Below are 22,899 nucleotides of genomic sequence, written 5' to 3' on the forward strand. Positions count from 1 at the left end.
GACCTCACAGCTTGTCGAGAGAGACGATGGAGAAGCCGGGCACGGTGTCGTCCACAGCCAGCGTGAATCCGTTGCCGCCGTCGGCGCCGATGCTCCCGGCGGAGCGGACGATCGACCGGGTGAGGCTGGAGGCGAACTCGCGCAGCGCCTGGGCCGGCGACACCGAGGAGTCCTTCTGCATGAACGCCCGGAAGTTCGCGACCTGGGCGATCGTCGACTCCTGCGCCTCACCGATGCCGAAGGCGATGATCTTCGGGCAGAACCGCGACTGGGTGATCTCCTTGTACGCCTGGTCCCAGTCCGGGTCGGTGGGAATGCCGTCGGAGAGGAAGAAGACCACGGGCCGGTACACCTCGTGGCCCTCCGCCTTCAGCGCCGCCACATCGGCCTCGACGCAGCGCAGCAGGGTGCGGAACGCGTCGCCGTACGAGGTGAGTCCGCCTGCGGCGAGCGCGGGGACGGAGTCGATGTCACTGAGGTCGACGAGCGGTTGCAGCACGGTGGCGGTGCCGGAGAAGCCGATCAGGCAGAAGCGTGTCTTGTCGGCGACGGTCGGGTTGGTGCTGATCTCGTGATGCAGGTCAGGGAGCGCGCCGTTGATGGCGTCGATCGGCTCGCCGATCATCGACCCGGACTCGTCGCAGAGCAGGTAGAAGGGCAGGATCTGCAAGGTCTCGTACCTCCGGGTCAGTACGTGTAGAAGTAGATCTCGATGTCGGCGTGGCCCGGGGAGGCTCCGCCTTTCCAGAAGTCGCGGGTGGTGGCGGCGCGGAACATGTCCGGACGGGCCTTCTCCAGCAGGGCGTTGACCTCGTGGGCGTACCGGCCTCCGGCGCCCGGGTCGGTGTGACGTCCGAAGGTCAGCACGAAGGCGGCCTGCCGGCCCCGGTAGTGCGCCGTCGCGGCGCGCAGTGCCCGCACGATGCCCGCGTCGTCGCCGGCGGGCGCGTCGACAGCAACCTTGACCGGTGTGCGGACCACCGCCCGCGGGCCGGTGTGCCGGGACTTCCTCCCGGCGGCCGTGGCGGAGGACGAGGAGGCGGAACGCTTGTCGGCGGCCTGCGGGTCGCCCTGGTCCCCCATCGCCACCAGGGCGAGGACGAGCAGCATGTCCGCGAACAGCCAGCCCGCCATGTGCAGCGGCTGGAACCTTCCCCCGCGCTTCACCTCGCCCCGGTCACCCCGCCTCATCGGGCCTCGGTCAGGGACGCGGGAGGCAGCTGCGGAGGCTCACGCCGAGGGTCCTTCGGCCGGGGACCGCCGCGGCCGGCCCCATCGACGGGAGGCCCGAAGCGGTCGGCGGGAGCACCGGGCCGGTCAGCGGGAGCACCGGGCTGGTCGACAGGGTTGTCGCGCATGTCCCCGGGAGCGTCGAACCGGTCGGCGGGATCGTCGGCCTGCTCCACCGGTGAACCGAACCGGGCGCCGGGAACGTCGGTCCGGTCCGCGGGAGCGTGCCCCGCGTCGACGGAGGGAGCATGGCCCGCGTCGGCGGAACGGCTGTGCCCGTGGACGGGGCCGCCCGCCGACCCGGCCCGGTCCGTCTGAGCCGCCTGGCCCACCTGGTCCGTCAGGCCGGCATGTGCCCGCCGGTCCGCGCGCAACTCGGTCACCAGGCGGCCGAATTCGTCGGCGACAGCCATCAACGCGGCGCTCTGGGTGTTCAGTTCACGTACCGTGTGCTGGGACTCCTCGACCGCGCGGGCCGTGCCCTCCGCCACCTCGCCGAACCGGCCGAGGAGTTGGGCCGAGATGTCCGACGTCACCTCGATGCCGGTCGCGTAGGCCCGCTGGGAGGCGGCCAGCACGGTGACGGAGTCCTCGACCCGGTCACCGGCGCCCTGCACCGCGAGCCGCACCTCGCCGCCGGCGTCGCGGACCTCGTCGAGCGCCTTGCGGAGCCGCTCTCCGCCGTCGCTGACGGCGGCCTCGACCCGGCCCACCGCGACCTCCAGCGGCTTGACGGAGGTGTCGACCCCGGCCAGCCTGCGTTCGGCGCTCCCGACCGCGTCGCCGACGACCGAGGCCGCCGACGTCAGGTCCTTCTGGACCCGGACCGCCTTGTCGCCCAGCCGCCTGAGCGTCGCGGCGGCCTCGGTGAGTTCGGCCGCGAAGCGCTGCGGGGAACTCGAGCGCTGTCCGTTCAGAACGAGCTGGGCGCGGGTCAGCGCCGGGACGAGCGCCGCCATCAGCTCCTCGGAGCCGCGGTCGGCGGCCTCCTCCCGGCGGGCGACGGCGGACCGCCGCAGGCCGTGCACCAGCACCAGTACGAAGAGCAGCGCGATGGCGACGGTGGCGCTCATCGCCACATGGCCGAACGTGAAGGCGCCGGTGAGGTGCCCCTCGAAACCGGACTGCCACAGCTGGAGGAAGGGCCGGGCGGCGGCCCCCGGGTCCGCGCCGGTCAGCGCCCCGTACGCGCTCGACGCCCGCGTCAGCCCGTACCAGGTGAGCATCAGCGGTACGAAGACCAGCGCGCCCAGGACTCCCTCGGCGTAGGACCAGAGCGGATGCTCGCCGCCCCGGACGTCTGCCGCCCGAAGGCTCTCGGGGCGGGCGTACGAAGCGAGGAGATCGAGTTCGGACCACGGGTCGAGACCGGTGACATCCTGGTCGCGCAACGCCGCCGCGAGCGCGGTCAGTTCTTCCTTCCGGGTTCCGAGCGCCGGCCGCTCCGCGAGCCGCTCGATGCTCTGCGCAATCACATGACGGTCCATCAGGGCGCCTGACGGCATGCCCACCCCCACAACACGACGGACGCGAGGGCGTGCCGGGGCGGCCATGGATCCCCACCCGTGTCACGTGCCGCCGGGCCCCCGCCGGTTCACGCGCACCAGACGCGCGACCGAAGGCACAGAGAGTACTCCAGCGGACACGCTCCGCGCATGAACTCGTGACACCTACCGCTCTCCCCGACGGCGGCAGGTCCGGATGTACCTGGAGCGGCGCGAGCTCTTCCGGCTGCGCCATCGCCCCGGCCGGGCCCGCGGAGAGGGTCCTCACGGTTCGGCCGCGAGGTGCGCCGGCTCACCGGCACCCCGCGGCGCCCGGTCAGGAGCAGATGGACAGCGCCTACGGATTCGGGCTCACGTGGGTCCGTACGCGAAAGGACCGACCGCCGGGAACGCGAAAGGTGAGAGGCACCCAGGGTGCCTCTCACCTCTGCCCGCGGGCGTCGTACTGCGTCGTACTACGGCAGGTTCCGCGCCATCACGATCCGCTGAACCTGGTTCGTGCCCTCGTAGATCTGGGTGATCTTCGCGTCGCGCATCATGCGCTCGACCGGGTAGTCGCGGGTGTAGCCGTAGCCGCCGAGGAGCTGGACGGCGTCCGTGGTGACCTCCATGGCGACGTCCGAGGCGAAGCACTTGGCGGCGGCGCCCATGAAGGTGAGGTCCTTGTCGCCGCGCTCCGACTTGGCGGCGGCCGCGTACGTGAGCTGGCGGGCGGCCTCGATCTTCATGGCCATGTCGGCGAGCATGAACTGGATGCCCTGGAAGTCGGCGATCGGCTTGCCGAACTGCTTGCGCTCCTGGACGTAGCCCTTGGCGTAGTCGAGGGCGCCCTGGGCGACACCGAGAGCCTGGGCCGCGATGGTGATGCGGGTGTGGTCCAGGGTCTTCATGGCGGTCGCGAAGCCGGTGCCCTCCTCGCCGATCATGCGGTCGGCGGGGATGCGAACGTTGTCGAGGTAGACCTCGCGGGTCGGGCTGCCCTTGATGCCGAGCTTGCGCTCCGGGGCGCCGAAGGAGACGCCCTCGTCGGACTTCTCCACGACGAACGCGCTGATGCCCTTGGAGCGCTTCGTCGGGTCGGTCACCGCCATCACCGTGTAGTACTCGGAGACGCCCGCGTTGGTGATCCAGCGCTTGACGCCGTTCAGCACCCAGAAGTCGCCGTCGCGGACGGCCTTCGTCTTCATACCGGCCGCGTCCGAACCGGCGTCCGGCTCGGAGAGGCAGTACGAGAACATTCCGTCGCCCTTGGCGAGCGGGTCCAGGTACCTCTTCTTCAGGTCCTCGGAGCCGGAGAGGATCACCGGCAGCGAGCCCAGCTTGTTCACGGCGGGGATCAGGGAGGAGGACACGCAGACGCGGGCCACCTCCTCGATCACGATGACCGTGGCGAGGGCGTCGGCGCCGGCGCCGCCGTACTCCTCGGGGACGTGCACGGCGTGCAGGTCGTTCGCGACCAGGGCGTCCAGGGCCTCTTGCGGGAAGCGGGCTTCCTCGTCCACCGCGGCCGCGAACGGCGCGATTTTCGCCTCGGCCAGCGAACGGATCGCGTCCCGGAGCATGTCGTGCTCCTCGGACGGGCGGTACAGGTCGAAATCAGCCGATCCGGCCAAGGTCTCTCACGCTCCAAGGGATGCTGTGCTGGCGACGCTAACTACCGTTAAGTAACACAATTTTAAAGCGCTTGCCCGCGGGACGGATACGTGACCTTGGCGACAGGGGGAAAACCGCCCGTGAAAGCGCTCCCGGAAGCCCCGACTATGCTCAGGCGCGCACCTACGCGCCGCACACCTCAGGAGCACCCATGGCCCTCAAGATCACCGTGATCGGCACCGGCTACCTCGGCGCCACCCACGCCGCGGCCATGGCCGAGCTCGGCTTCGAGGTCCTCGGGCTCGATGTCGTGCCTGAGAAGATCGAGATGCTCCAGCGGGGCGAGGTCCCGATGTTCGAGCCCGGTCTCGAAGAGCTGCTGCGCAAGCACGTGGCCGGGATCGAGGGCTCCACGGGCCGGCTCCGCTTCACCATGGACTGGGCCGAGGTCGGCGCCTTCGGCGACGTGCACTTCGTCTGCGTGAACACACCCCAGAAGCACGGCGAGTACGCCTGTGACATGTCGTACGTCGACGCGGCCTTCGAGGCTCTGGCGCCGCATCTGCACGGTCCCGCCCTCGTCGTGGGCAAATCCACCGTGCCGGTCGGCTCGGCGGAGCGGCTGGCCGCCAGGCTGGCCGAGCTCGCGCCCGCGGGCGAGGACGCGGAGCTGGCCTGGAACCCGGAGTTCCTGCGCGAGGGCTTCGCCGTGAACGACACGCTGCACCCCGACCGGATCGTGGTCGGCGTGCGCGGCGAGCGCTCCGAGAAGCTGCTGCGCGAGGTCTATGTGACGCCGGTCTCCGAGGGCACGCCCTTCGTCGTGACCGACTTCCCGACCGCCGAGCTGGTGAAGACGTCCGCGAACTCCTTCCTCGCCACCAAGATCTCCTTCATCAACGCGATGGCCGAGGTCTGCGAGGCCGCCGGCGGCGATGTCGCCAAGCTGGCCGAGGCCATAGGCCACGACGACCGGATCGGGAAGAAGTTCCTGCGGGCCGGGATCGGCTTCGGCGGCGGCTGTCTGCCCAAGGACATCCGCGCCTTCATGGCTCGCGCGGGTGAGCTGGGCGCCGACCAGGCGCTGACCTTCCTGCGCGAGATCGACTCCATCAACATGCGGCGCCGCGGACAGATGGTGGAGATGGCCCGCGACGCGCTCGGGGGCGGTTCCTTCCTCGGCAAGCGGGTCGCCGTGCTCGGCGCGACCTTCAAGCCGGACTCGGACGACGTACGTGACTCGCCGGCCCTGAACGTCGCCGGGCAGATCCACCTCCAGGGCGGTCAGGTCACGGTCTACGACCCGAAGGGCATGGCGAACGCCAAGCGGCTCTTCCCGACGCTCGGGTACGCCGACTCCGCCGCGGAGGCCGTACGGGGGGCCGATGTCGTCCTGCACCTGACGGAGTGGCGCGAGTTCCGCGAGCTGGACGCGGCGGTGCTGGGCGAGGCGGTCACGTCCCGGGTGCTGCTGGACGGGCGCAACGCGCTGGACCCGGAGACGTGGCGCCGGGCCGGCTGGACGTACCGGGCGATGGGCCGCCCCACCGCCTGAGCCCTCTCACCGGCGGGCGCCGTCCGGGAGGCCGCTCCCTGGCCCCGGCGCCGGCGGGGCGCCGGCCCGGACCGCGGCGGGTGACGCCGGTCCGGCCGAGGCTCAGTCGGCCGGACCGGCGCCGGTTGCATTCTGCACCACTTCGCTGTGCGATGGCCGGAGACCACCGGACTCCGTCCGGCTCCGGGTGCCCTCGCCCGCAGGATCTACCGCTTCCAGGGGGCTACTTGGCGCGGTAGCGGCGCATCTTGGCGCGCGCCCCGCACACCGACATCGAGCACCAGCGGCCACGGCCCGCGGGCGATCGGTCGTAGTACGCCCAATGGCAGGTCGGGGCCTCGCAGGCCTTCAGTCGCGGCCAGGTGCCCTCGATCAGGGACTCGGCGATCGCGGCGGCGACCCGGAAGGCCAGGGGGGCCAGGGGGGCCGTGGAAGCCGCCGGTGCGGCCGAGGCGGCGACCGGGGAGGTCCCGTCGACGGCGGGGACCAGCCGGGCGGCGCCACCGTCCTCGTCCAGCGTCACCCGCAGGGGCGCGCGGGCGAGAAGCAGCCCGAGCGGGGTCACCTCCCGGTGCGCCGGATGACCCGCGTGCGCCAGGCACACCGCCCGCAGCGACTCGCGCAGCTCACGCGCCCCCTCCGCCTCGCCCGCCGCCAGTCCGAAGCGGGCCAGGCCCTCGGGCGTGTCCAGGGAGTCGGCGCCCGACTCGATGTCCAGGGTGTTCACCAGGGCCTGGACCAGGGTCAGGCCGCCGGGTGCGGGCGCTCGGTCATTCATGCTTGCGACGTTACCTCCAATGCGGGAGCATGCAGTAACCGTTACTCCTAAGAGCGGTTTGCAGGTAACGCATCGGTGTTGCCGGAGATCCCACGGAGGAAGTCATGGCTCTCGCCAAACTGGACGTCGTCGTCCTGGACTGTCCCGACCCGCGCGCGCTGGCCGAGTTCTACGCGGGGGTGCTGGGCGGCACCATCACGGAGGAGACCGACTGGATCGACCTGGACGTGCCCGGCGGCCGCAAGCTGGCGTTCCAGGCCGCTCCCGGGTACGTGCCGCCGCGCTGGCCCTCGCCCGACGGCTCGCAGCAGTTCCACCTGGACCTGGCCGTCGAGGACCTGGACGTGGCGGAGAAGGGCGTGCTGGAACTCGGCGCGACCCCGCTGGACACCGAGGACAGGTCGTCGCGCTCGTTCCGGGTGTACGCCGACCCGGCCGGGCACCCGTTCTGCCTCTGCGCCTGCTGAACGCGCCCGCCGGCGGTCAGCCGTCCAGGTCGGCGATCCTCGCGGAGGACGGCTGCCGGCGTTGCTGCGCGGCGCGGGCGGTGAAGTCCGCGCCGCGCAGGACGCGCTGGACATTGCCCCAGGTGAGCAGGGCGAGGTCGGACGCGGACCAGCCGCGGGTGATGAGCTCCGCGATCAGATGCGGATAGCAGGAGGCGTCGGCGAGGTCCTGCGGGTGGGCGGTCCCGGAGTCGTACGTGCCCGAGAGGCCGACGCATTCCGCCCCGGCGAGCGTACGGACGTGGTCGAGGTGATCGGCGACGTCGCGGACGGACGGGCCGGTCTGCTCGGCGGTCAGCGGGACCATGCACAGGCCCTTGGCGGCACCCAGTTCGACCAGGACCTCGTCGGAGAGGTTCGACGGGTGGGGGCGCAGCGCGCGGGCGGCCGAGCGGGTGAACAGGACCGGGGCCTTGGAGGCGGCGAGGACACGGGCGAGGGTGGCGTCCGAGGAGCCGGAGAGGTCGGCGAGGACACCGAGCCGGTTCATCTCGCGCAGCACCTCCTCGCCGAACCGGGTCAGACCCGTCTCGCCGGCCCATGAGGCGCCGGTGAGGGTGAGGACGCGCAGGCCGAGCGCGTGCAGGGCGCGCAGGATGCCGAGCGAGTCGCCGAGCGCGGCCGCTCCGGCGGGGCCGAGGACGACGGCGACCCGGCCGCAGTTGCGGGCGTCGGCGACCTCACCCGCGCCGCGTGCCATCCGAAGGCCCTCGGGGTGTGCCTGGATCACCGTCTTGACCAGGTCGAACTGCTCCAGGGTGGCGCCGACGGCCCGGTCCGCGGCGAGACCCTTCGGCAGGTGCAGCGACCAGAACAGGGCGCCCACGTGCCCCTCGCGCAGTCGCGGCAGATCCGTGTCCACGGCGCTCTCGCCCAGCTCCAGATCGAACCAGGGCAGATGGCGCAGCGCCCACGGCAGCCCGCTGTAGCCGTCGGCGACGGGGTTGCCGGCCAGGAAGGCACGAGCCCGTGCCAGCGGGTCGGGGCCGTTGCCCGTCACCGGGGCGAGGTCGGGCGAGCCGGAGCCGGCGAGGACACGGGGGTCGCCTCCGAGGCGGGTTCCGGAGAGCAGCGCGCCGGCGTCGGTCCAGGCAGCGGACGCTTCGAGCTCTCCCACCTCGGCGGTGGTGTGCAGTTCGTCCTGGAGGTCTGCCATGACGGGCTCCGGGGTGTGAGCAGCGGTGATCGCGGTACCGCCACCGTGGCACGGGGGTCGTGGTGCTTCCTGGTGGGTGCGGCGTTCGGGGGAGCGAGCCCGGACGCGCGGCCTAGGCACCGGAGCGGGTCGTCCGGGACACTCGCGAAAAGCCCCCGAGCGGTCGTCCCCGGAGCCCCGGCCGATTCCGAAGGTGCGCCGGCGCTCGGCCCCGGAGCCCCGGACACATTCCGAAGACCCCGCAGCGGTCGGCCCCCGAACCCCGGACACATTCCGAAGATTCCGCAGCGGTCGCCCCCGGACGCGCGCCGAAAAAGCCGCAACGGTCGACCCCCGACGCGCACCGAAAGTGTCGCGGAGGTCGGCCGCCGACGCGCGCCGAAAGTGCCGCGGCGGTCGGCCTCCGACGCGTGCCGAAGAGACCCGCGCGGGCGAGTCCTGCATACGCCGAAGGCGCCCGGGCGGTGGGCTCGGGCGCCTTCGGGGGACGCGGAGCCGAGGCTCCGTGAGCGGCGTGGGCCGGGTCCTCAGCCGTCCAGCTGTTCCAGCGTCGCGTTCGACGGCGCCCGCCGGGACTGGAGGTCGCGGGCCACGTCCTCCGCCGCGCCCAGCACGCGCACCGAGTTCTTCCAGGTCAGCTTGGCCACGTCCGTGGACGACCAGCCGCGGTCGAGGAGTTCGGCGATCAGGTTCGGATAGCCGGAGACGTCGTCGAGTCCGGCCGGGGTGAACGCCGTGCCGTCGTAGTCACCGCCGATACCGAGGTGGTCGATGCCGGCGACCTCGCGCATGTGGTCGAGGTGGTCGGCGACCGTCGACACCGTGGCGACGGGGCGCGGGTTGTCCTCCTCGAAGGCACGGTGGACCTTCATGCCCTCGGCGGTGGTGTCGAGGTGGTGGAAACCGTTGGCGCGCATGTTCTCGTCGGCCGCGGCCGTCCACTCGACCGCCGCCTGGAGGACGAACTTCGGCACGAACGTCACCATCGCCACTCCCCCGTTGACGGACAGCCGCTCCAGCACGTCGTCCGGGATGTTGCGCGGGTGGTCGCACACGGCGCGGGCCGAGGAGTGGGAGAAGATCACCGGCGCGACGGAGGTGTCGAGCGCGTCGCGCATGGTCGTCGCGGCCACGTGCGAGAGGTCCACGAGCATGCCCTCGCGGTTCATCTCCCGTACGACCTCGCGGCCGAAGGACGACAGGCCGCCCACCACGGGAGAGTCCGTCGCGGAGTCCGCCCACGCGATGTTGTCGTTGTGGGTGAGGGTCATGTAGCGCACGCCGAGCGCGTACAACCCCCGCAGGGCGGCGAGGGAGTTGTCGATCGAGTGACCGCCCTCCGCGCCCATGAGGGAGGCGATACGGCCCTCGGCACGGGCCGCCTCCATGTCGGCGGCGGTCAGCGCGGCCCGCAGGTCCGCCGGGTAGCGGTCGATCAACTGCCGTACGCAGTCGATCTGTTCCAGCGTCGCGGTGAGGGCGCCCGGCAGGTCCGAGCGGACGTACACCGACCAGTACTGGGCGCCGACGCCGCCCGCGCGCAGCCGGGCCAGGTCCGTGTGCAGATGGGCGCTCTGGTCGACGGCGATGTCACGGGCGCCGAGGTCGTAGCGGACCTGTTCCCGCAGGGCGTACGGGAGGTCGTTGTGCCCGTCCACGACGGGGAACTCGTCCAGCAGAGCCCGGGCACGGTCGATCGAGGGCAGGGAGGAGGAGGTCATCCGCGTCACTTCCCGAAGCCGAAGCCGCCGCCGGCGCCCTCGACCTTGGCGCGCAGCCGCTTGCCCTTCTCGGTGGCCTGGTCGTTCAGCTCCTGCTGGAACTCCCGCATCCGGCCGAGGAGTTCCTCGTCGTGGGCGGCGAGCATCCGGGCGGCCAGCAGACCGGCGTTGCGGGCGCCGCCCACGGAGACGGTCGCCACGGGCACGCCGGCCGGCATCTGCACGATGGAGAGCAGCGAGTCCATGCCGTCGAGGTACTTCAGCGGGACGGGCACACCGATGACGGGCAGCGGGGTGACGGACGCCAGCATCCCCGGCAGGTGGGCCGCGCCGCCGGCGCCCGCGATGATCGCCTTGAGCCCGCGCTCCGCGGCCTGCTCGCCGTACGCGATCATCTCGTGCGGCATGCGGTGCGCGGAGACGACATCCACCTCGTAGGGGATCTCGAACTCGTCCAGCGCCTGGGCCGCGGCCTCCATGACCGGCCAGTCGGAGTCCGAACCCATGACGATGCCTACAACGGGGCTCATTCGGTGATCGTGCCTCTCAGGTAGCCGGCTGCGTGCCGGGCGCGATCGAGGACGTCGTCCAGGTCGTCGCCGTAGGTGTTGACATGGCCGACCTTACGACCGGGCTTCACGTCCTTGCCGTACATGTGGATCTTCAACTGCGGGTCGCGGGCCATGCAGTGCAGGTACGCGGAGTACATGTCGGGGAAGTCGCCGCCGAGGACGTTCGCCATGACCGTCCACCGGGCGCGCGGACGCGGGTCCCCGAGCGGGAGGTCGAGGACCGCGCGGACGTGGTTGGCGAACTGCGAGGTGATCGCGCCGTCCTGGGTCCAGTGGCCCGAGTTGTGCGGGCGCATGGCCAGTTCGTTGACGAGGATGCGTCCGTCACGGGTCTCGAACAGCTCGACGGCCAGGTGCCCGACGACGCCGAGTTCCTTGGCGATGCGCAGCGCCAGTTCCTGGGCCGCGAGGGCCAGCTCCTCGGCGATGCCGGGTGCCGGGGCGATCACGGTGTCGCAGACGCCGCCGACCTGCTGGGACTCGACGACGGGGTAGGCGACGGCCTGGCCGTGCGGGGAGCGGACGACGTTCGCCGCGAGCTCCCGCGCGAAGTCGACCTTCTCCTCGGCGAGGACGGGAACGCCCGCGCGGAACGGGTCGGCGGCCTCATCCAGGGAGCGGACGAACCAGACGCCCTTGCCGTCGTAGCCGCCGCGGACGGTCTTCAGGATGATCGGGAAGCCGTCACCCTCCGCCCCTTCGGCAAGGCCCTCCGCCGCGAAGGCGGCCACGTCCTCGACGTCGGTCACGATGCGGTGCCGAGGGCACGGCACACCGATCTCGTCGAGCTTCGCGCGCATCACGCCCTTGTCCTGGGCGTGCACGAGCGCGTCGGGGCCGGGCCGGACGGGGATGCCGTCGGCCTCCAGGGCCCGCAGATGCTCGGTCGGGACGTGCTCGTGATCGAAGGTGATCACGTCACAGCCCCGCGCGAAGTCGCGCAGCGTGTCGAGGTCGCGGTAGTCGCCGACGACGACCTCGCCTACGACCTGCGCCGCGGACTCCTGCGGAGTGTCACTGAGGAGCTTGAACTTGATGCCGAGCGGGATGCCCGCCTCGTGTGTCATACGAGCGAGCTGACCCCCGCCGACCATGCCGACTACCGGGAACGTCACGCTCCAAGAGTATCGGCCGCGCCACAGTGGCCGGTTTCCGCGGTGATACGCCCGATTTTCCCTGCCGGTGACCGCGTCTTTTCTTACCTGTGAGCACATGCACAAGCACCGCGCGGAGGGGCTGGTTAGCATGGGCTGGTTGGCGTATTCCACCGCGCGTTCACCGGCGCGGCAGACGACAAGACCCACCGACAGGGGCTGGCGACACCATGGGCAGTGCTTCATCGGGGCCTCAAGAAGGGCCCCGCAGCGCGGTTCGGCAGCGCTTCGACCTGCTCTTTCGCGAGGTCGCCAAGTTCGGCGCGGTGGGTGGTGCGGGGCTGCTCGTCAACCTGCTCGTGTTCAACCTCGTACGCCATCTCACGGGCCTCCAGGTCGTGCGGGCCAGTGTCATCGCCACGGTCGTGTCGATCGTCTTCAACTACGTCGGGTTCCGCTACTTCACCTACCGGGACCGTGACAAGGGCGGGCGCACCAAGGAGCTGACGCTGTTCCTGCTGTTCAGCGCGGTGGGCCTGGTCATCGAGAACGGTGTGCTGTACGTGGCGACGTACGGCTTCGGCTGGGACAGTCCGCTCCAGAGCAACGTCTTCAAGTTCCTCGGCATCGGCGTGGCGACGCTCTTCCGCTTCTGGTCCTACCGCACCTGGGTGTTCCAGACGCTTCCGGCCCGGGAGGCGGTGGCCAGCGCCGAATCGTTCCTGGACGAGGAGCCCGGGTCCGAGACCCGCCGTCCGCGGGCCCGCGTGAACTGAGCGGGCCGGTCCGGCGCGGGCCGACCACATCTGCCCGGCTCCGCGCGCCCCGGTCCGACCTCGTCCCGGCCAGGCTCGCGCGCCCCGGTCCGACCGTGCGCTCCCCTGCATGATCGGACCGTGCGCTCCTCCCCTGCCCGACCGTGCGCTCGCCTACCTGACCGTGCGCCCCTCGTCGTCCTCCGGGAGCCGGGGCTGGCGCTTGTGCGGGGTGCGGGACAGGAACATGCCGAAGACCGGCGGCTGGGCCTGGAGCATTTCCAGACGTCCTCCGTCGGCCTCCGCGAGGTCGCGGGCGACGGCGAGACCGATGCCGGTGGAGTTGCGTCCGCTGATGGTGCGCTCGAAGATGCGGGCGCCGAGGTCGGCGGGGACGCCGGGGCCCTCGTCGGTGACCTCGATGACGGCCTGGTTGCCGGTCACGCGGGTGCGCAGCGCGACGGTGCCGCCGCCGTGCATGAGGGAGTTCTCGATCAGTGCCGCGAGGACCTGGGCGACCGCGCCCGGGGTGCCCACCGCCTGGAGATGGCGTTTGCCGGAGCTGACGATCGCGCGGCCGGCGCTGCGGTAGGCGGGGCGCCATTCCTCCAGCTGCTGCTTGATGACCTCGTCGAGGTCGAAGGAGACGGCGGAGCCGGTGCGCGGGTCGCGGGCGTTGGTCAGCAGGCGCTCGACCACGTCCGTGAGGCGCTCCACCTGCGTCAGCGCGATCGTCGCCTCCTCCTTCACCGTGTCGGGGTCGTCGGTGAGGGTGATCTCCTCCAGACGCATGGACAGCGCCGTCAGCGGTGTCCGCAGCTGGTGGGAGGCGTCGGCGGCGAGCCGGCGTTCGGCGGTAAGCATCCGGCCGATGCGCTCGGCGCTGCCGTCCAGCACGTCGGCGACCCGGTCGAGCTCGGGGACGCCGTAGCGCTTGTGGCGTGGGCGGGGGTCGCCCGAACCGAGCCGTTCCGCCGTCTCGGCGAGGTCGGTGAGCGGGGAGGCGAGGCGGTTGGCCTGGCGTACGGCGAGAAGGACGGCGGCGATGATCGCGAGCAGGGCGACGGCGCCGATGACCAGGAGGGTGCGGCCGACCTCCTTGGTCACCGAGGAACGGGGCTCCTGGACGGTGACGGTCTCGCCCGACTCGCCCTTGGCCGTGTACTGGATGACGTCGCCGGTGGGCTGGTTGCCGACCTCGATGGGATCGCGGCCCGGAATCCTGATCACGGCGTAGCGCCGGTCGGTGACCTGGTTCTTGAACGTCTCGGGGGTGATGTTCTCGTCGCCGAGGATGCGGCTGTCCACGACGCTGGCCAGGCGCAGCGCCTCGGAGTCCACGCGCTCCTGGGCGCTGTTGCTGATCGTGCGGGTCTCGACGATGACGAGGGAGACGCCGAAGACGGCGATCACCACGAGGACGACGGCGAGGGTGGACTGGATCAGACGGCGACGCACGGGGCCCTCCGGGCAGATGGCTGTACCGGGACCAGTGTGCACGCTCCCCGCTCCGGCCCGAGCGGGGCTCCGGCCCGGCGGCGCGGGTTTCCCCCACCTCCCGGACCGGCCGAGCCTCAGATGTTCCGGGACGTCGGGTGTTCCAGGACGTCCGGCGTCCCGGGACCTCGGCCGCCGAAAGGCCTGGAGTTCCCGGGACGTGCGCTCCGGCGGGTCCCGGCTCGCCTCGAAGCGGAAGCAGCGACCTCAGCTCTCGTCGAAGAAGAAGCCGACTCCCCGGCTCTCCTCGGAGAGAAAAGGCGAAGCCTCAGCTCTTCTCGAAGCGGAAGCCGACGCCTCGTACCGTCGCGATGTAGCGAGGGTTCGCGGCGTCGTCGCCGAGCTTCTTGCGGAGCCAGGAGATGTGCATGTCGAGGGTCTTGGTGGAGGACCACCACGTGGTGTCCCAGACCTCGCGCATGAGCTGGTCGCGGGTGACGACACGGCCCGCGTCCCGGACCAGGACCCGCAGGAGGTCGAACTCCTTCGCCGTGAGCTGGAGTTCCTCCTCGCCCATCCAGGCGCGGTGCGACTCGACGTCGATGCGTACGCCGTGGGTGGCGGGCGGCTGCTGGGGCTCGGCGGCGCCGCGCCGCAGCAGCGCCCGTACCCGGGCGAGGAGTTCCGCGAGCCGGAACGGCTTGGTGACGTAGTCGTCGGCGCCTGCGTCGAGGCCGACGACGGTGTCCACCTCGTCGGCGCGCGCGGTGAGGATGAGGATGGGCACGGTGTGGCCCTCGGCGCGAAGCCGGCGGGCGACTTCCAGGCCGTCCATGCCGGGCAGTCCGAGGTCCAGGACGACCAGATCGACGCCGCCCTGCATTCCGGCGTCGAGCGCGGTGGGTCCGTCCTCGCGGACTTCGACCTCGTAACCCTCCCGGCGCAGGGCACGGGCCAGCGGCTCCGAGATGGACGCGTCGTCCTCGGCGAGCAGTACACGGGTCATGGGGTGATGGTAGTCCGCCGTGGAGCACGCCCGGGCAGTGATCCGCCTCCGGGATTCACACCCGCCGTCCGGGTGTTTCTTACCTGCGTGTTCGGGATGAGATCCTGGACAACACCTTCGAATGATCGTCGCGGTTCCACGATCGCCTGTGATCCATATCTCAAGTCCTTCCATATTGGGCATTGTGATGTCGTATGGTGACCGAACGCCTGATGCACCACCTCGGGACCTTTGGCGCGAACTCGATGCTGAAGGTCCCTTCTGTGTGCGAGCTGGTGTCAGCCAGCTTTGAAGGAAAGACCTGTGGCCGGGCCCGGACACGCTGACGCGTGACGGGCGTGGATCCCGGTGGTCGCCGTCCGCCGCTCCGGTAGTCCGGGGCGGACTCCCCATGGGCGTGGGGAAGGACGCCGGACCCCGCCGGTGCCGGCCGCCCCCCATGGGCGCGCAATTCCCCCGAGCTCTCGTTTCCACCTGAGCGCGGGGACCCCCCAACAGCGCGTCCCGACCAGCAAGGATCGACCATGGCGTCCAGCCTGACGAAGGACTCGGCGACTCCGGGAATCTCCGGATCCTCCGAGAAGACCTTCTTCGGCCACCCCCGCGGACTGGCCACTCTCTTCATGACCGAGATGTGGGAGCGCTTCTCCTACTACGGGATGAAGGCACTGCTCCCGCTGTACCTGGTCGCACCGGGCGGCCTGCACCTCAGCGCGGCCACCGCGACCGCGATCTACTCGGTGTACCTCTCCCTGGTGTACCTGCTCGCCCTGCCGGGCGGCTGGTTCGCCGACCGTGTCCTCGGCCCCCGCAAGACGGTCGCCGTCGCGGGCGTGATCATCATGCTGGGCCACCTCACGCTGGCTCTGCCCTCCTCCGGCACCTTCTACGCGGGCCTCGGCCTCGTGGCGATCGGTTCCGGTCTGCTGAAGGCCAACATCTCCACGATGGTGGGCCACCTGTACAACGGCCCGGACGACGCGCGCCGTGACGGTGGCTTCACGCTGTTCTACGTCGGCATCAACCTCGGCGCCTTCGCCGCTCCGCTGATCATCGGCACCGTCGGCGAGAACGTGAACTGGCACCTGGGCTTCGCCCTGGCCGCGCTCGGCATGGCGCTGGGTCTCATCCAGTACCTGCTCGGCGGCCGTCACCTCAGCGCCCGCTCGCACGAGGTCCCCACGCCTCTGACGGCCGAGGAGAAGTCCTCCACGCTGCGCAAGTCCGCGCTGTGGGCCGCTGTCGCCGTCGTCTTCTACTCGATCGTCGGCTTCTCGGGCCACTACACGCTGAACTGGCTGCTGGTCCCGATCACGATCGCCGGTCTGATCATCCCGGTCTTGGTCATCGGGCGCATCAAGCGGGACAAGTCCCTGGACCGTGCCGACCAGTCGAAGATGTCCGCGTACATCTGGTTCTTCGTGGCCGCGGCCGTGTTCTGGATGATCTACGACCAGGGCGGATCGACCATGTCGATCTTCGCTGACGAGTCGGCGAAGAACACGATCTTCGGCTGGGAGTTCCCGGTCTCCTGGTACCAGTCGGTCAACCCGGTCATGATCATGGCGCTGGCCCCGGTCTTCGCCTGGGCCTGGCTGTGGCTGAACAAGCGCGGCAAGGAGCCGAGCACGGCGACGAAGTTCGCCTCCGGTCTGATCCTGATCGGTGCGTCGTTCTTCCTCTTCCTGGCCCCGCTGACGATCGCCGAGGGCGGTCACAAGGCGGCCGCGATGTGGCTGGTGGCGATCTACTTCGTGCAGACCGTCGGTGAGCTGCTGCTCTCCCCGGTCGGCCTCTCCGTCACGACGAAGATGGCTCCGGCGAGGTACGCCTCCCAGATGATGGGTGTCTGGTTCCTGGCCGTCACCGCCGGTGACGCCACGACCGGTCTGCTCTCCATCGCCAACGTCGACCTCAACAAGACGGGCATCGTCGCCCTGGAGGCCACGCTCGCCGTGATCGCCGGTGTCGCGGTGTGGATGTACCGCAAGAAGGTCAAGGCGCTCATGGGCGACGTCCACTGACGTCGGTTCCGGAGCAGAGCGAGGGGCCGCCGCACCGTTCGGTGCGGCGGCCCCTCGCCGTTTCCCCGGGCGGCCGGGACCTGACCGGGATCCGCGGCGGGGGATCAGCGCGTGCCGGTCACCGGGTCCGGCGGCCCGGCAGGAAGGTGAAGACCGCGCCGCCCAGCAGGATGACCGTGCCCGCCACCAGTCCGAGCGCCTCCAGCGCGCTGTGGCTGTCGGAGCCGGTCTCCGCCAGGCCCCCACTGGACGAGGTGCCCGCCGATCCGGAGCCGGAGGATCCGCCGCCCGAGGCGCCGCTCGCCTGCTCCGAGGTGTCCAGGGTCAGGGAGACCCCCGACCTGGTGGGGGTGCAGGTCGTCGTCGTGCCCAGGGCCATCACCGTCAGCACACCGGGGGACAGGGTCGACGAACCGGTCGCGCCCGGCTTGTAGGTGCCCGTCAGGTCGGGGACCTCGATCGGGTCGCCGGTCTTGATCGGCGCGGAGTTGGCCGGACCCGCGACATGCACGGTGCCCTTGTCCGCGCCGCCGAGAACCACCTCCATCGACGGCTTGACCGAGTCGGCGGGAATGTCGGCCGGGCTGTCCATCACCGACTTCTTGAACTGCACGGTGAGGTCGTAACTGCCGCCGTTCTTCTTGGCGTTGATCTGCACGGGAGAGGTGGCGTTCTTGTCCCCGATGGGCGTCTTGCAGGCGTAGGGGACGGAGACCTCCTTGCCCGTGAAGTCGGTCTGCCCGCTGCCGGAACCGGCGGTGTCACCGCCCCCGTCGGTCCCGCTGCCACTCGGCGACGGGGTGGCCGATCCGCTCGGCGACGTCGGACTCGGCGTCGGAGTCGGCGTGGGTGTCGGAGTCGGCGTGCCGCCCGTCCCGCCACCGGCGGTCACCTTGATGGTCGCCGAGGGGTTCACCGCCTCCTTGGGCGTGCACTTGGTGTCGGTGGAGATCGGCTTGCTGACATTGATGTCGTACGCGTCCGGGGTGAGCGTGACATCGCCCGCCGCTGTCAGTTTCAGCTTGCCCGTCATGTCGGACAGCTTCATGTCACTGTTCTTGGGGATCGCGGGATTCGTGCGCGGCCCCTCCATCGCGATGTCGGCCGTCTGCGCGCCGCCCGCCTTCAGGGTGCCGGTGGGCTTGACGGTGTCCTTGTCGAGGTCGAGGACGTCGGGGTTCTTCGAGGCGGCCTGGGCGAACTTCCAGGTGATGGTGACCTCGTCGCCCACCTTCGCCTCGGCGGGAGCCGTGATCTCCACCTTCGTAACGCCCTCCACGGGCGGCAGCCCGGAGATCGAGGGCGGAATGCATTCCGTCTTGTACGACACCTCGGCGGCCTGCGCCGGGACGGCGGCCACCCCCAGCAGGATGCCCGCACCGCCGAGCATCAGCGCGACCCCGGCCGCGCCCGCCCTGCGGCCGCGGGCCTGCGGCACTCTCCGTTGGCTGCTCACGTATGCCCCTTTCTCGTCTGCGTCGTCGGACCGTTCTCTTGCGGTGCGGAGAGCTGGATGTTCGCCCCGGTCCCCGGATCGTTGTCCGCGGTGAACCAGGGCAGGGCCCGGCCCGGGGAGGCCGAGGCGTCCGCCGGTGTCCGGGGGGCGTTCGCCCAGGGCATGCGCAGGGTGAGCTCGCCCGGCCGCAGGCCCCGGTGGCGGCCGGCCCGCCCGGCCGCCCTGCGGGGGCGCGCCCGGTCCACCACGGCCATGCCGGCCCGGAACACCGCGGCCGGGACGACCACGCAGAGCAGGATCCAGAAGACGGTGACGCCCCAGGGGCGGCCCACGCCCCACGGCTGCTCGGCGAGCACCTTCCCGCCGTACTTCAGCGAGATCGTGTAGTCGCCGTGCGCCCCGGCCGACAGCTCGACCGGGATTCTGATCTGCGCCTTGTGGCCGGGCGCGATGGTGCCGCGCCACTGCTGCTCCTCCCACTGCGGGGCGAACACCCCGTGGGCGGTGCCGACCTGGAAGAGGGGGTCCTTCACGGGGGCGGTGCCGACGTTGCCGACGGTGAGGACGAGGGTGCGCGAAGGGGGCGAGCCGAACCAGGTCAGCAGACCGCTCGATCCGTCGAGCCGGGGGTCGGTCAGCACCGCGACCCGGCCGCCGCTCTCCTCCTTCGGCAGCGGCGCGACCGCGTGACCTGCCACCATGAAGACGGCGTCGGCCTCGGCCTTCTCGCCGGTGACGGTGGCGACGTGCACCACGCAGGGACAGGGCTTGGGCGGCTCGACCACCGGCAGCTTCCTGCTGAAGCCGCCCTTGGCGTCGGTGGTGACGGCCCGTCCGTCGGCGTTGGCACAGGAGTTGGTGCCGCCGATCACCCCGCGCGAGGGTACGGACTGCCCGCAGATCAGCATCATCAGCAGCGTCCCGGGCCGCCAGCCGCCGCCGGTCACGGTGACCGAACCACCCGTTCCCGCCTCGGACTTGGACAGGGTGACGCTCGGCTTCCCGGCGGCGGACGCCCCGAACGCCGACGCCGTCACCGCCGACGGGACCAGGACGAGTGCCAGCACCGCCCCCAGCGCCGCCGCCCGTATCTTGCCGCCCAGGACGCTCACGACACCGCTCCCGTCAACTCGACCTCCGTGCGGGGCTGTTCATTGGCCCCGTCGTCCCGCACCCGGCGCCCGCGACGCCATGGCCGACGCACCCCGGCCGGCCTCCGCCGCCGTACGGCGAACAGGGCGCCCAGCGCCGCCAGGGCGCCTCCCGCCCCGGCCACCGCCCCCCACGGCACGAACCGGACCGCCGCGGTCGCCGTCGAGCGCACACCGCCCGCCGCCGTCACCGTCAGCCGCACGTCCGCCGCGTCGAGCGCCGGCGGGTCGGTCCACGCCTCGTGGAGCGTGACGCGGCGGCCCGGCAGAAGCTCGACGCGCAGGGCGCGCGGGCCCCGGTCGAGCAGGGTGCCGAAGGCCCCGCCGACATGCACGGCGAGTCGAGGGGCGAGGACCGTGGTGCCGCGGTTGACCAGCTCGTACGAGATCCGCCCGCCGCCCACCCTGACGTGCTCGACGGTCAGCGCCGACAGCGCCGGTCCCGGCACCCGGAGCTGGACCCGGACCGCCGAGACCCGTCCCTCGCCGCTCGCGACGATCGCGCCGGGATGGTCGCCGGGCGCCGCACCGGCCGGGACGCCGATGGTGAACGGCACGTCGGCGCGGGTGTGCGCCGGCACTCGCAGGGACAGCTCCCGCACGGCGGTCCGGCGGCCGTCGGCGTGCCCGGCGAAGGCGATCCAGGCGCCCTCGTCCGCCGGACGTTCGCGGACGGTGAAGGCGCCGTCGGCGGTGTTGTCCGCGTCGGCGCCGCGCAGCCGGAGTGTGAGGGGCCGCGGGCCCGGGTTGAGCACGGACACCGCGTCCTGGAGGACCGTACCGGGCGCGCCCTCCGCGTAGACGGAGGGCCGCCCGTCGGCCGCTTCGCCCGCGGCCGGCACGACGGACCAGCCCTCGGCGGCCAGGGCCGTCGGTGCCGCGCTCAGCAGCAACAGGGTCAGGCCCAGCACGCGGGCAGCGGGGAGTGCGTACGGCATGCGGCGGCTCCAGGTCGTGGGGCGGGCGGTCAGCGGCGTACCGCCTGATGCCTGCGCGTCAGCCACAGCACACCCGCCGCCCCGGCCAGCAGGACCGTTCCGCCGAGGGTGCCGAGGGCGACCACGGAGTCCTCGGGGCCGGTCTGCGGGAGGGAACCGCCGGAGCCGCTCTGGGACCCGCTGGAACCCGAGGAACCCGAGGAACCCGAGGAACCGGACGAACCCGAGGTCGACGAGCCCGAACCGCCCGCCGCCGTGACGTCGAGGGTCAGCGAGGGACCCGGACTGTTCGAGGGCGAGCACGTGGTCGTGGTGCCGAGTGCCTTGATGGTGAGGACGCCCGCGGTGAAGGTGACCTTGCCGGACTTCTTCGGCGTGTAGGTCCCGCTCAAGTCATTGATTTTTATCGGGGTGTTGGCGGGAATGGCGGCCGCGTTGGCAGCACCGCTGACCGCCACCGTGCCGCTGTCCGCGCCGCCCACCTTGATGACGGCGCTCGGTGTCATCGCACCCTTGCCCAGTTCGACCGGGCTGGAGGACACGCCCTTCTGCCAGGACATGGTGAGCTTGTAGGAGCTGCCGCTCTTGACGCCCTTGATGTCGATGGGAGAGACGGCGCTCTTGTCGCCGATCGGCGTCTTGCACTGGTAGTTGACGTCCACCACGTCGGCCTGGGCCGCGGGGGCGGCCATCAGCACCGCCGAGCCGGCCAGGGCCGCGGCGAACGCGAGCGCGGCGGTTCGTTTCTGGTACGTCCGGTACGACACGGGCCTGCCCCTCATTCCTGACGGCGTCCTCGCCGATTTCCTGACGGAACATCAGATCGGCCGTCAAGGTACGCCCGGGGACTTGTGGAGGGAAGACAAAGTGCGCGCCGGATCCGTGGGGATCCGGCGCGCATCACGTGACGCACGAAGGAGGGTTCGAACCGCCGGTAACCAAAGGCCGCCGGCCGAGGGGCAGTTCGAAGGGCTGCCCGGAGAGCGGGCGGTTCGCGTGACCGTCCAAGGGCGAACCGGTGAACCTGACCCGGATCGCGTGACCGGCCAAGAGCGCGCATGCGGGCCTGAACCGAGTCGCATGGCCCGCCCAGGGCAAGCAGGTGAGCCTGAACCGAGTCGCGTGGCCTGCCCAGGACAGGCAGATGGGCCGGCCGAGGAAAGCCCGGCCGACCCGGGTACGCCGGACAGGTGAAGCTACGCGGGTGCGCCCAGTTCCGCCCATACGGTCTTGCCCGCGACTCCGGGCATCCGTACGACCCCCCAGTCCAGGCAGAGCCGCTGCACGATGAACATGCCGTGGCCGCCGGGACGGCCGGCGCGGTGCGGGGTGCGCGGGGCCGGCTGGCCTGATCCCCGGTCGGAGACCTCGATGCGCAGCACCTTGTTGTCGCAGGAGATCCGGAGTTCGTCCGGGCCCTCGGCGTGCAGACAGGCGTTGGTGACCAGCTCGGAGACGACCAGCAGGACGTCCTCGGCGGCCGCCCGCCGGTCGGCGCTCGCCGCGGGCAGCCAGCCCCAGGCGTACAGCGCCTGCCGGGCGAAGTCGCGGGCGAGCGGAACGACTCCGCTCTCACCTTCGAGGTTCAGGGCGCGTGCCTGGCGGCCGACGGGGGCCGAGGAGACGCTGTCGACGGGCGTCGCGCCCGCCGGAGAGGCGCCGACGACGGGCGTCGCGCTCCGCGCGGACACCGCGGAAGCGCCGCCGTCGCCCGGCTCCGGGCCGCGGTCGCCCGGCGAGCAAGGCCGGGTGGTGCTCATCAGCGCTTCACCTCACCGATTCACCGGTTCACGATTCAAGACTCAGTACGCAGTACTCAGTACGGATGGATCAACGGCTTTCACCGTCTGTGGATCAACAACTTCCGCCGCTCCGGCCGCCGGCTCCTGGACCACCGGCCCATCCAGAATGTCTCCTGCCCGACGGAACCGCGCGAACACCCACTTATTCGGCACGGAACCTGTGACGCGGGTAACGCGCCGGTCACACAGGGACAGCCGGGACTCGGACGGCGACGCGGCCGTCGGCCCCGGCTCAGCCGGACAGGGCCGCTTCGAGTGTGTCGTGAACGGTGAAGACGGCCTCCGCCCCGGTGATCTCAAAGACTCGCGCCACCACCGGCTGCATCGCGGCCAGATGCACCCCGCCGCCCGCGGCCTCGGCCTTCAGCCGGGCGCCGAGCAGCACGTTGAGCCCGGTGGAGTCACAGAACTCCAGCCGGGAGCAGTCGATGACCAGTCGCGCGTACCCCTTTTCGAGGCACCCTTCGAGTGGCTCACGCAACAAATCGGCCGTGTGGTGATCGAGCTCACCCGCGGGGGTCACGACGGCGCTCGCGCCCTCTTCCCGCACTTCGACAAGAAGCCGGCCAGACTGTGCGCTGCCGACCGTCCCGCGGTCCATGCCGTCTCTCTCCCGAGTG

The 22,899-nt window shown here is 71.3% G+C and carries 21 protein-coding genes; 4 read left to right on the forward strand and 17 right to left on the reverse strand.

What is annotated here, in order from left to right:
* Positions 1 to 4 precede the first annotated feature (4 nt).
* The 4 genes from ABZV42_RS00160 to ABZV42_RS00175 form a co-directional block, all read right to left on the reverse strand.
* Entirely contained in the window at positions 5 to 670 is a 666-nt protein-coding gene (locus ABZV42_RS00160; protein ID WP_355989871.1) for a VWA domain-containing protein, read from the reverse strand.
* Positions 671 to 687: 17 nt separating this feature from the next.
* On the reverse strand, positions 688 to 1,191 hold the full coding sequence (locus tag ABZV42_RS00165; protein WP_355989874.1) for a hypothetical protein: 504 nt from the start codon (positions 1,189 to 1,191) through the stop codon (positions 688 to 690).
* Positions 1,188 to 2,735 carry a methyl-accepting chemotaxis protein gene (locus ABZV42_RS00170; protein WP_356050534.1) on the reverse strand — a complete coding sequence of 516 codons (1,548 nt, stop codon included), beginning with the start codon at positions 2,733 to 2,735 and terminating at the stop codon, positions 1,188 to 1,190. Before ABZV42_RS00170 ends, ABZV42_RS00165 begins: the two co-directional genes overlap by 4 nt.
* A gap of 455 nt (positions 2,736 to 3,190) precedes the next feature.
* Positions 3,191 to 4,348: an acyl-CoA dehydrogenase gene (locus ABZV42_RS00175; RefSeq protein WP_355989878.1), complete on the reverse strand. Its 1,158-nt coding sequence runs from the start codon at positions 4,346 to 4,348 to the stop codon at positions 3,191 to 3,193.
* A 191-nt stretch (positions 4,349 to 4,539) separates the two neighbouring features.
* On the opposite strand from ABZV42_RS00175, the gene ABZV42_RS00180 reads away from it, so the two are divergent.
* Positions 4,540 to 5,883: a UDP-glucose/GDP-mannose dehydrogenase family protein gene (locus ABZV42_RS00180; RefSeq protein ID WP_355989880.1), complete on the forward strand. Its 1,344-nt coding sequence runs from the start codon at positions 4,540 to 4,542 to the stop codon at positions 5,881 to 5,883.
* Between the two features lie 223 nt (positions 5,884 to 6,106).
* Here the strand turns inward: ABZV42_RS00180 and ABZV42_RS00185 are convergent, their stop codons facing one another.
* Entirely contained in the window at positions 6,107 to 6,661 is a 555-nt protein-coding gene (locus ABZV42_RS00185; RefSeq protein ID WP_355989883.1) for a CGNR zinc finger domain-containing protein, read from the reverse strand.
* 104 nt (positions 6,662 to 6,765) lie between these two features.
* On the opposite strand from ABZV42_RS00185, the gene ABZV42_RS00190 reads away from it, so the two are divergent.
* Positions 6,766 to 7,128: a VOC family protein gene (locus ABZV42_RS00190; RefSeq protein ID WP_356050535.1), complete on the forward strand. Its 363-nt coding sequence runs from the start codon at positions 6,766 to 6,768 to the stop codon at positions 7,126 to 7,128.
* A 16-nt stretch (positions 7,129 to 7,144) separates the two neighbouring features.
* Here ABZV42_RS00190 and ABZV42_RS00195 read toward each other — a convergent pair whose 3' ends face one another.
* The 4 genes from ABZV42_RS00195 to ABZV42_RS00210 all read right to left on the reverse strand — a co-directional run bounded on the left by ABZV42_RS00195 (position 7,145) and on the right by ABZV42_RS00210 (position 11,731).
* Entirely contained in the window at positions 7,145 to 8,323 is a 1,179-nt protein-coding gene (locus tag ABZV42_RS00195; protein ID WP_355989888.1) for a dipeptidase, read from the reverse strand.
* A 527-nt stretch (positions 8,324 to 8,850) separates the two neighbouring features.
* Positions 8,851 to 10,029, reverse strand: coding sequence for a dipeptidase (locus ABZV42_RS00200; protein WP_356050696.1), 1,179 nt, complete (start codon positions 10,027 to 10,029; stop codon positions 8,851 to 8,853).
* A gap of 20 nt (positions 10,030 to 10,049) precedes the next feature.
* The gene (gene purE / locus ABZV42_RS00205) at positions 10,050 to 10,574 is read right to left on the reverse strand and encodes a 5-(carboxyamino)imidazole ribonucleotide mutase (protein ID WP_266759502.1); all 525 of its coding nucleotides are present in this window, start codon (positions 10,572 to 10,574) and stop codon (positions 10,050 to 10,052) included.
* Positions 10,571 to 11,731: a 5-(carboxyamino)imidazole ribonucleotide synthase gene (locus ABZV42_RS00210; protein WP_355989894.1), complete on the reverse strand. Its 1,161-nt coding sequence runs from the start codon at positions 11,729 to 11,731 to the stop codon at positions 10,571 to 10,573. The genes purE and ABZV42_RS00210 overlap by 4 nt, the downstream gene beginning before the upstream one ends.
* A gap of 209 nt (positions 11,732 to 11,940) precedes the next feature.
* Between ABZV42_RS00210 and ABZV42_RS00215 the strand changes: the two genes are divergently transcribed.
* Positions 11,941 to 12,486 (forward strand): GtrA family protein, encoded by a 546-nt coding sequence (locus ABZV42_RS00215; protein WP_355989896.1) that lies wholly within the window; start codon positions 11,941 to 11,943, stop codon positions 12,484 to 12,486.
* A 153-nt stretch (positions 12,487 to 12,639) separates the two neighbouring features.
* Here the strand turns inward: ABZV42_RS00215 and ABZV42_RS00220 are convergent, their stop codons facing one another.
* Both ABZV42_RS00220 and ABZV42_RS00225 read right to left on the reverse strand, forming a co-directional pair.
* Positions 12,640 to 13,923, reverse strand: a complete 1,284-nt coding sequence (locus ABZV42_RS00220; RefSeq protein ID WP_355989898.1) for an ATP-binding protein — start codon at positions 13,921 to 13,923, stop codon at positions 12,640 to 12,642.
* A 307-nt stretch (positions 13,924 to 14,230) separates the two neighbouring features.
* Entirely contained in the window at positions 14,231 to 14,908 is a 678-nt protein-coding gene (locus ABZV42_RS00225; RefSeq protein WP_235457590.1) for a response regulator transcription factor, read from the reverse strand.
* 524 nt (positions 14,909 to 15,432) lie between these two features.
* Here ABZV42_RS00225 and ABZV42_RS00230 point away from each other — a divergent pair.
* Positions 15,433 to 16,932: an oligopeptide:H+ symporter gene (locus tag ABZV42_RS00230; protein ID WP_355989900.1), complete on the forward strand. Its 1,500-nt coding sequence runs from the start codon at positions 15,433 to 15,435 to the stop codon at positions 16,930 to 16,932.
* 118 nt (positions 16,933 to 17,050) lie between these two features.
* Here ABZV42_RS00230 and ABZV42_RS00235 read toward each other — a convergent pair whose 3' ends face one another.
* From ABZV42_RS00235 to ABZV42_RS00260, 6 genes are all read right to left on the reverse strand, one after another.
* Positions 17,051 to 18,322 carry a hypothetical protein gene (locus ABZV42_RS00235; protein WP_355989915.1) on the reverse strand — a complete coding sequence of 424 codons (1,272 nt, stop codon included), beginning with the start codon at positions 18,320 to 18,322 and terminating at the stop codon, positions 17,051 to 17,053.
* Positions 18,323 to 18,384: 62 nt separating this feature from the next.
* A complete protein-coding gene (locus tag ABZV42_RS00240) occupies positions 18,385 to 19,491 on the reverse strand; it encodes a hypothetical protein (protein WP_356050697.1) in 1,107 nt (368 codons plus the stop codon).
* Positions 19,492 to 19,496: 5 nt separating this feature from the next.
* Positions 19,497 to 20,477, reverse strand: coding sequence for a hypothetical protein (locus tag ABZV42_RS00245; RefSeq protein WP_356050536.1), 981 nt, complete (start codon positions 20,475 to 20,477; stop codon positions 19,497 to 19,499).
* Between the two features lie 29 nt (positions 20,478 to 20,506).
* Complete coding sequence (locus tag ABZV42_RS00250; protein ID WP_356050537.1) at positions 20,507 to 21,259, reverse strand: LPXTG cell wall anchor domain-containing protein; 753 nt, start codon at positions 21,257 to 21,259, stop codon at positions 20,507 to 20,509.
* A gap of 414 nt (positions 21,260 to 21,673) precedes the next feature.
* Positions 21,674 to 22,237 carry an ATP-binding protein gene (locus ABZV42_RS00255; RefSeq protein ID WP_356050538.1) on the reverse strand — a complete coding sequence of 188 codons (564 nt, stop codon included), beginning with the start codon at positions 22,235 to 22,237 and terminating at the stop codon, positions 21,674 to 21,676.
* A 274-nt stretch (positions 22,238 to 22,511) separates the two neighbouring features.
* Complete coding sequence (locus ABZV42_RS00260; protein WP_355989910.1) at positions 22,512 to 22,880, reverse strand: STAS domain-containing protein; 369 nt, start codon at positions 22,878 to 22,880, stop codon at positions 22,512 to 22,514.
* Positions 22,881 to 22,899 lie beyond the last annotated feature (19 nt).

Source organism: Streptomyces sp. NPDC005281, assembly GCF_040607495.1.
GTDB lineage: Bacteria > Actinomycetota > Actinomycetes > Streptomycetales > Streptomycetaceae > Streptomyces.

Excerpts from the sequence above, each read along its gene's own strand:
- ABZV42_RS00165 (WP_355989874.1), bottom strand. The coding sequence starts at position 1,191 with ATGAGGCGGGGTGACCGGGGCGAGGTGAAGCGCGGGGGAAGGTTCCAG.
- ABZV42_RS00170 (WP_356050534.1), bottom strand. The coding sequence starts at position 2,735 with ATGCCGTCAGGCGCCCTGATGGACCGTCATGTGATTGCGCAGAGCATC.
- ABZV42_RS00180 (WP_355989880.1), top strand. The coding sequence starts at position 4,540 with ATGGCCCTCAAGATCACCGTGATCGGCACCGGCTACCTCGGCGCCACC.
- ABZV42_RS00185 (WP_355989883.1), bottom strand. The coding sequence starts at position 6,661 with ATGAATGACCGAGCGCCCGCACCCGGCGGCCTGACCCTGGTCCAGGCC.
- ABZV42_RS00190 (WP_356050535.1), top strand. The coding sequence starts at position 6,766 with ATGGCTCTCGCCAAACTGGACGTCGTCGTCCTGGACTGTCCCGACCCG.
- ABZV42_RS00195 (WP_355989888.1), bottom strand. The coding sequence starts at position 8,323 with ATGGCAGACCTCCAGGACGAACTGCACACCACCGCCGAGGTGGGAGAG.
- purE (WP_266759502.1), bottom strand. The coding sequence starts at position 10,574 with ATGAGCCCCGTTGTAGGCATCGTCATGGGTTCGGACTCCGACTGGCCG.
- ABZV42_RS00215 (WP_355989896.1), top strand. The coding sequence starts at position 11,941 with ATGGGCAGTGCTTCATCGGGGCCTCAAGAAGGGCCCCGCAGCGCGGTT.
- ABZV42_RS00225 (WP_235457590.1), bottom strand. The coding sequence starts at position 14,908 with ATGACCCGTGTACTGCTCGCCGAGGACGACGCGTCCATCTCGGAGCCG.
- ABZV42_RS00230 (WP_355989900.1), top strand. The coding sequence starts at position 15,433 with ATGGCGTCCAGCCTGACGAAGGACTCGGCGACTCCGGGAATCTCCGGA.
- ABZV42_RS00235 (WP_355989915.1), bottom strand. The coding sequence starts at position 18,322 with ATGCTCGGCGGTGCGGGCATCCTGCTGGGGGTGGCCGCCGTCCCGGCG.
- ABZV42_RS00245 (WP_356050536.1), bottom strand. The coding sequence starts at position 20,477 with ATGCCGTACGCACTCCCCGCTGCCCGCGTGCTGGGCCTGACCCTGTTG.
- ABZV42_RS00250 (WP_356050537.1), bottom strand. The coding sequence starts at position 21,259 with ATGAGGGGCAGGCCCGTGTCGTACCGGACGTACCAGAAACGAACCGCC.
- ABZV42_RS00255 (WP_356050538.1), bottom strand. The coding sequence starts at position 22,237 with ATGAGCACCACCCGGCCTTGCTCGCCGGGCGACCGCGGCCCGGAGCCG.
- ABZV42_RS00260 (WP_355989910.1), bottom strand. The coding sequence starts at position 22,880 with ATGGACCGCGGGACGGTCGGCAGCGCACAGTCTGGCCGGCTTCTTGTC.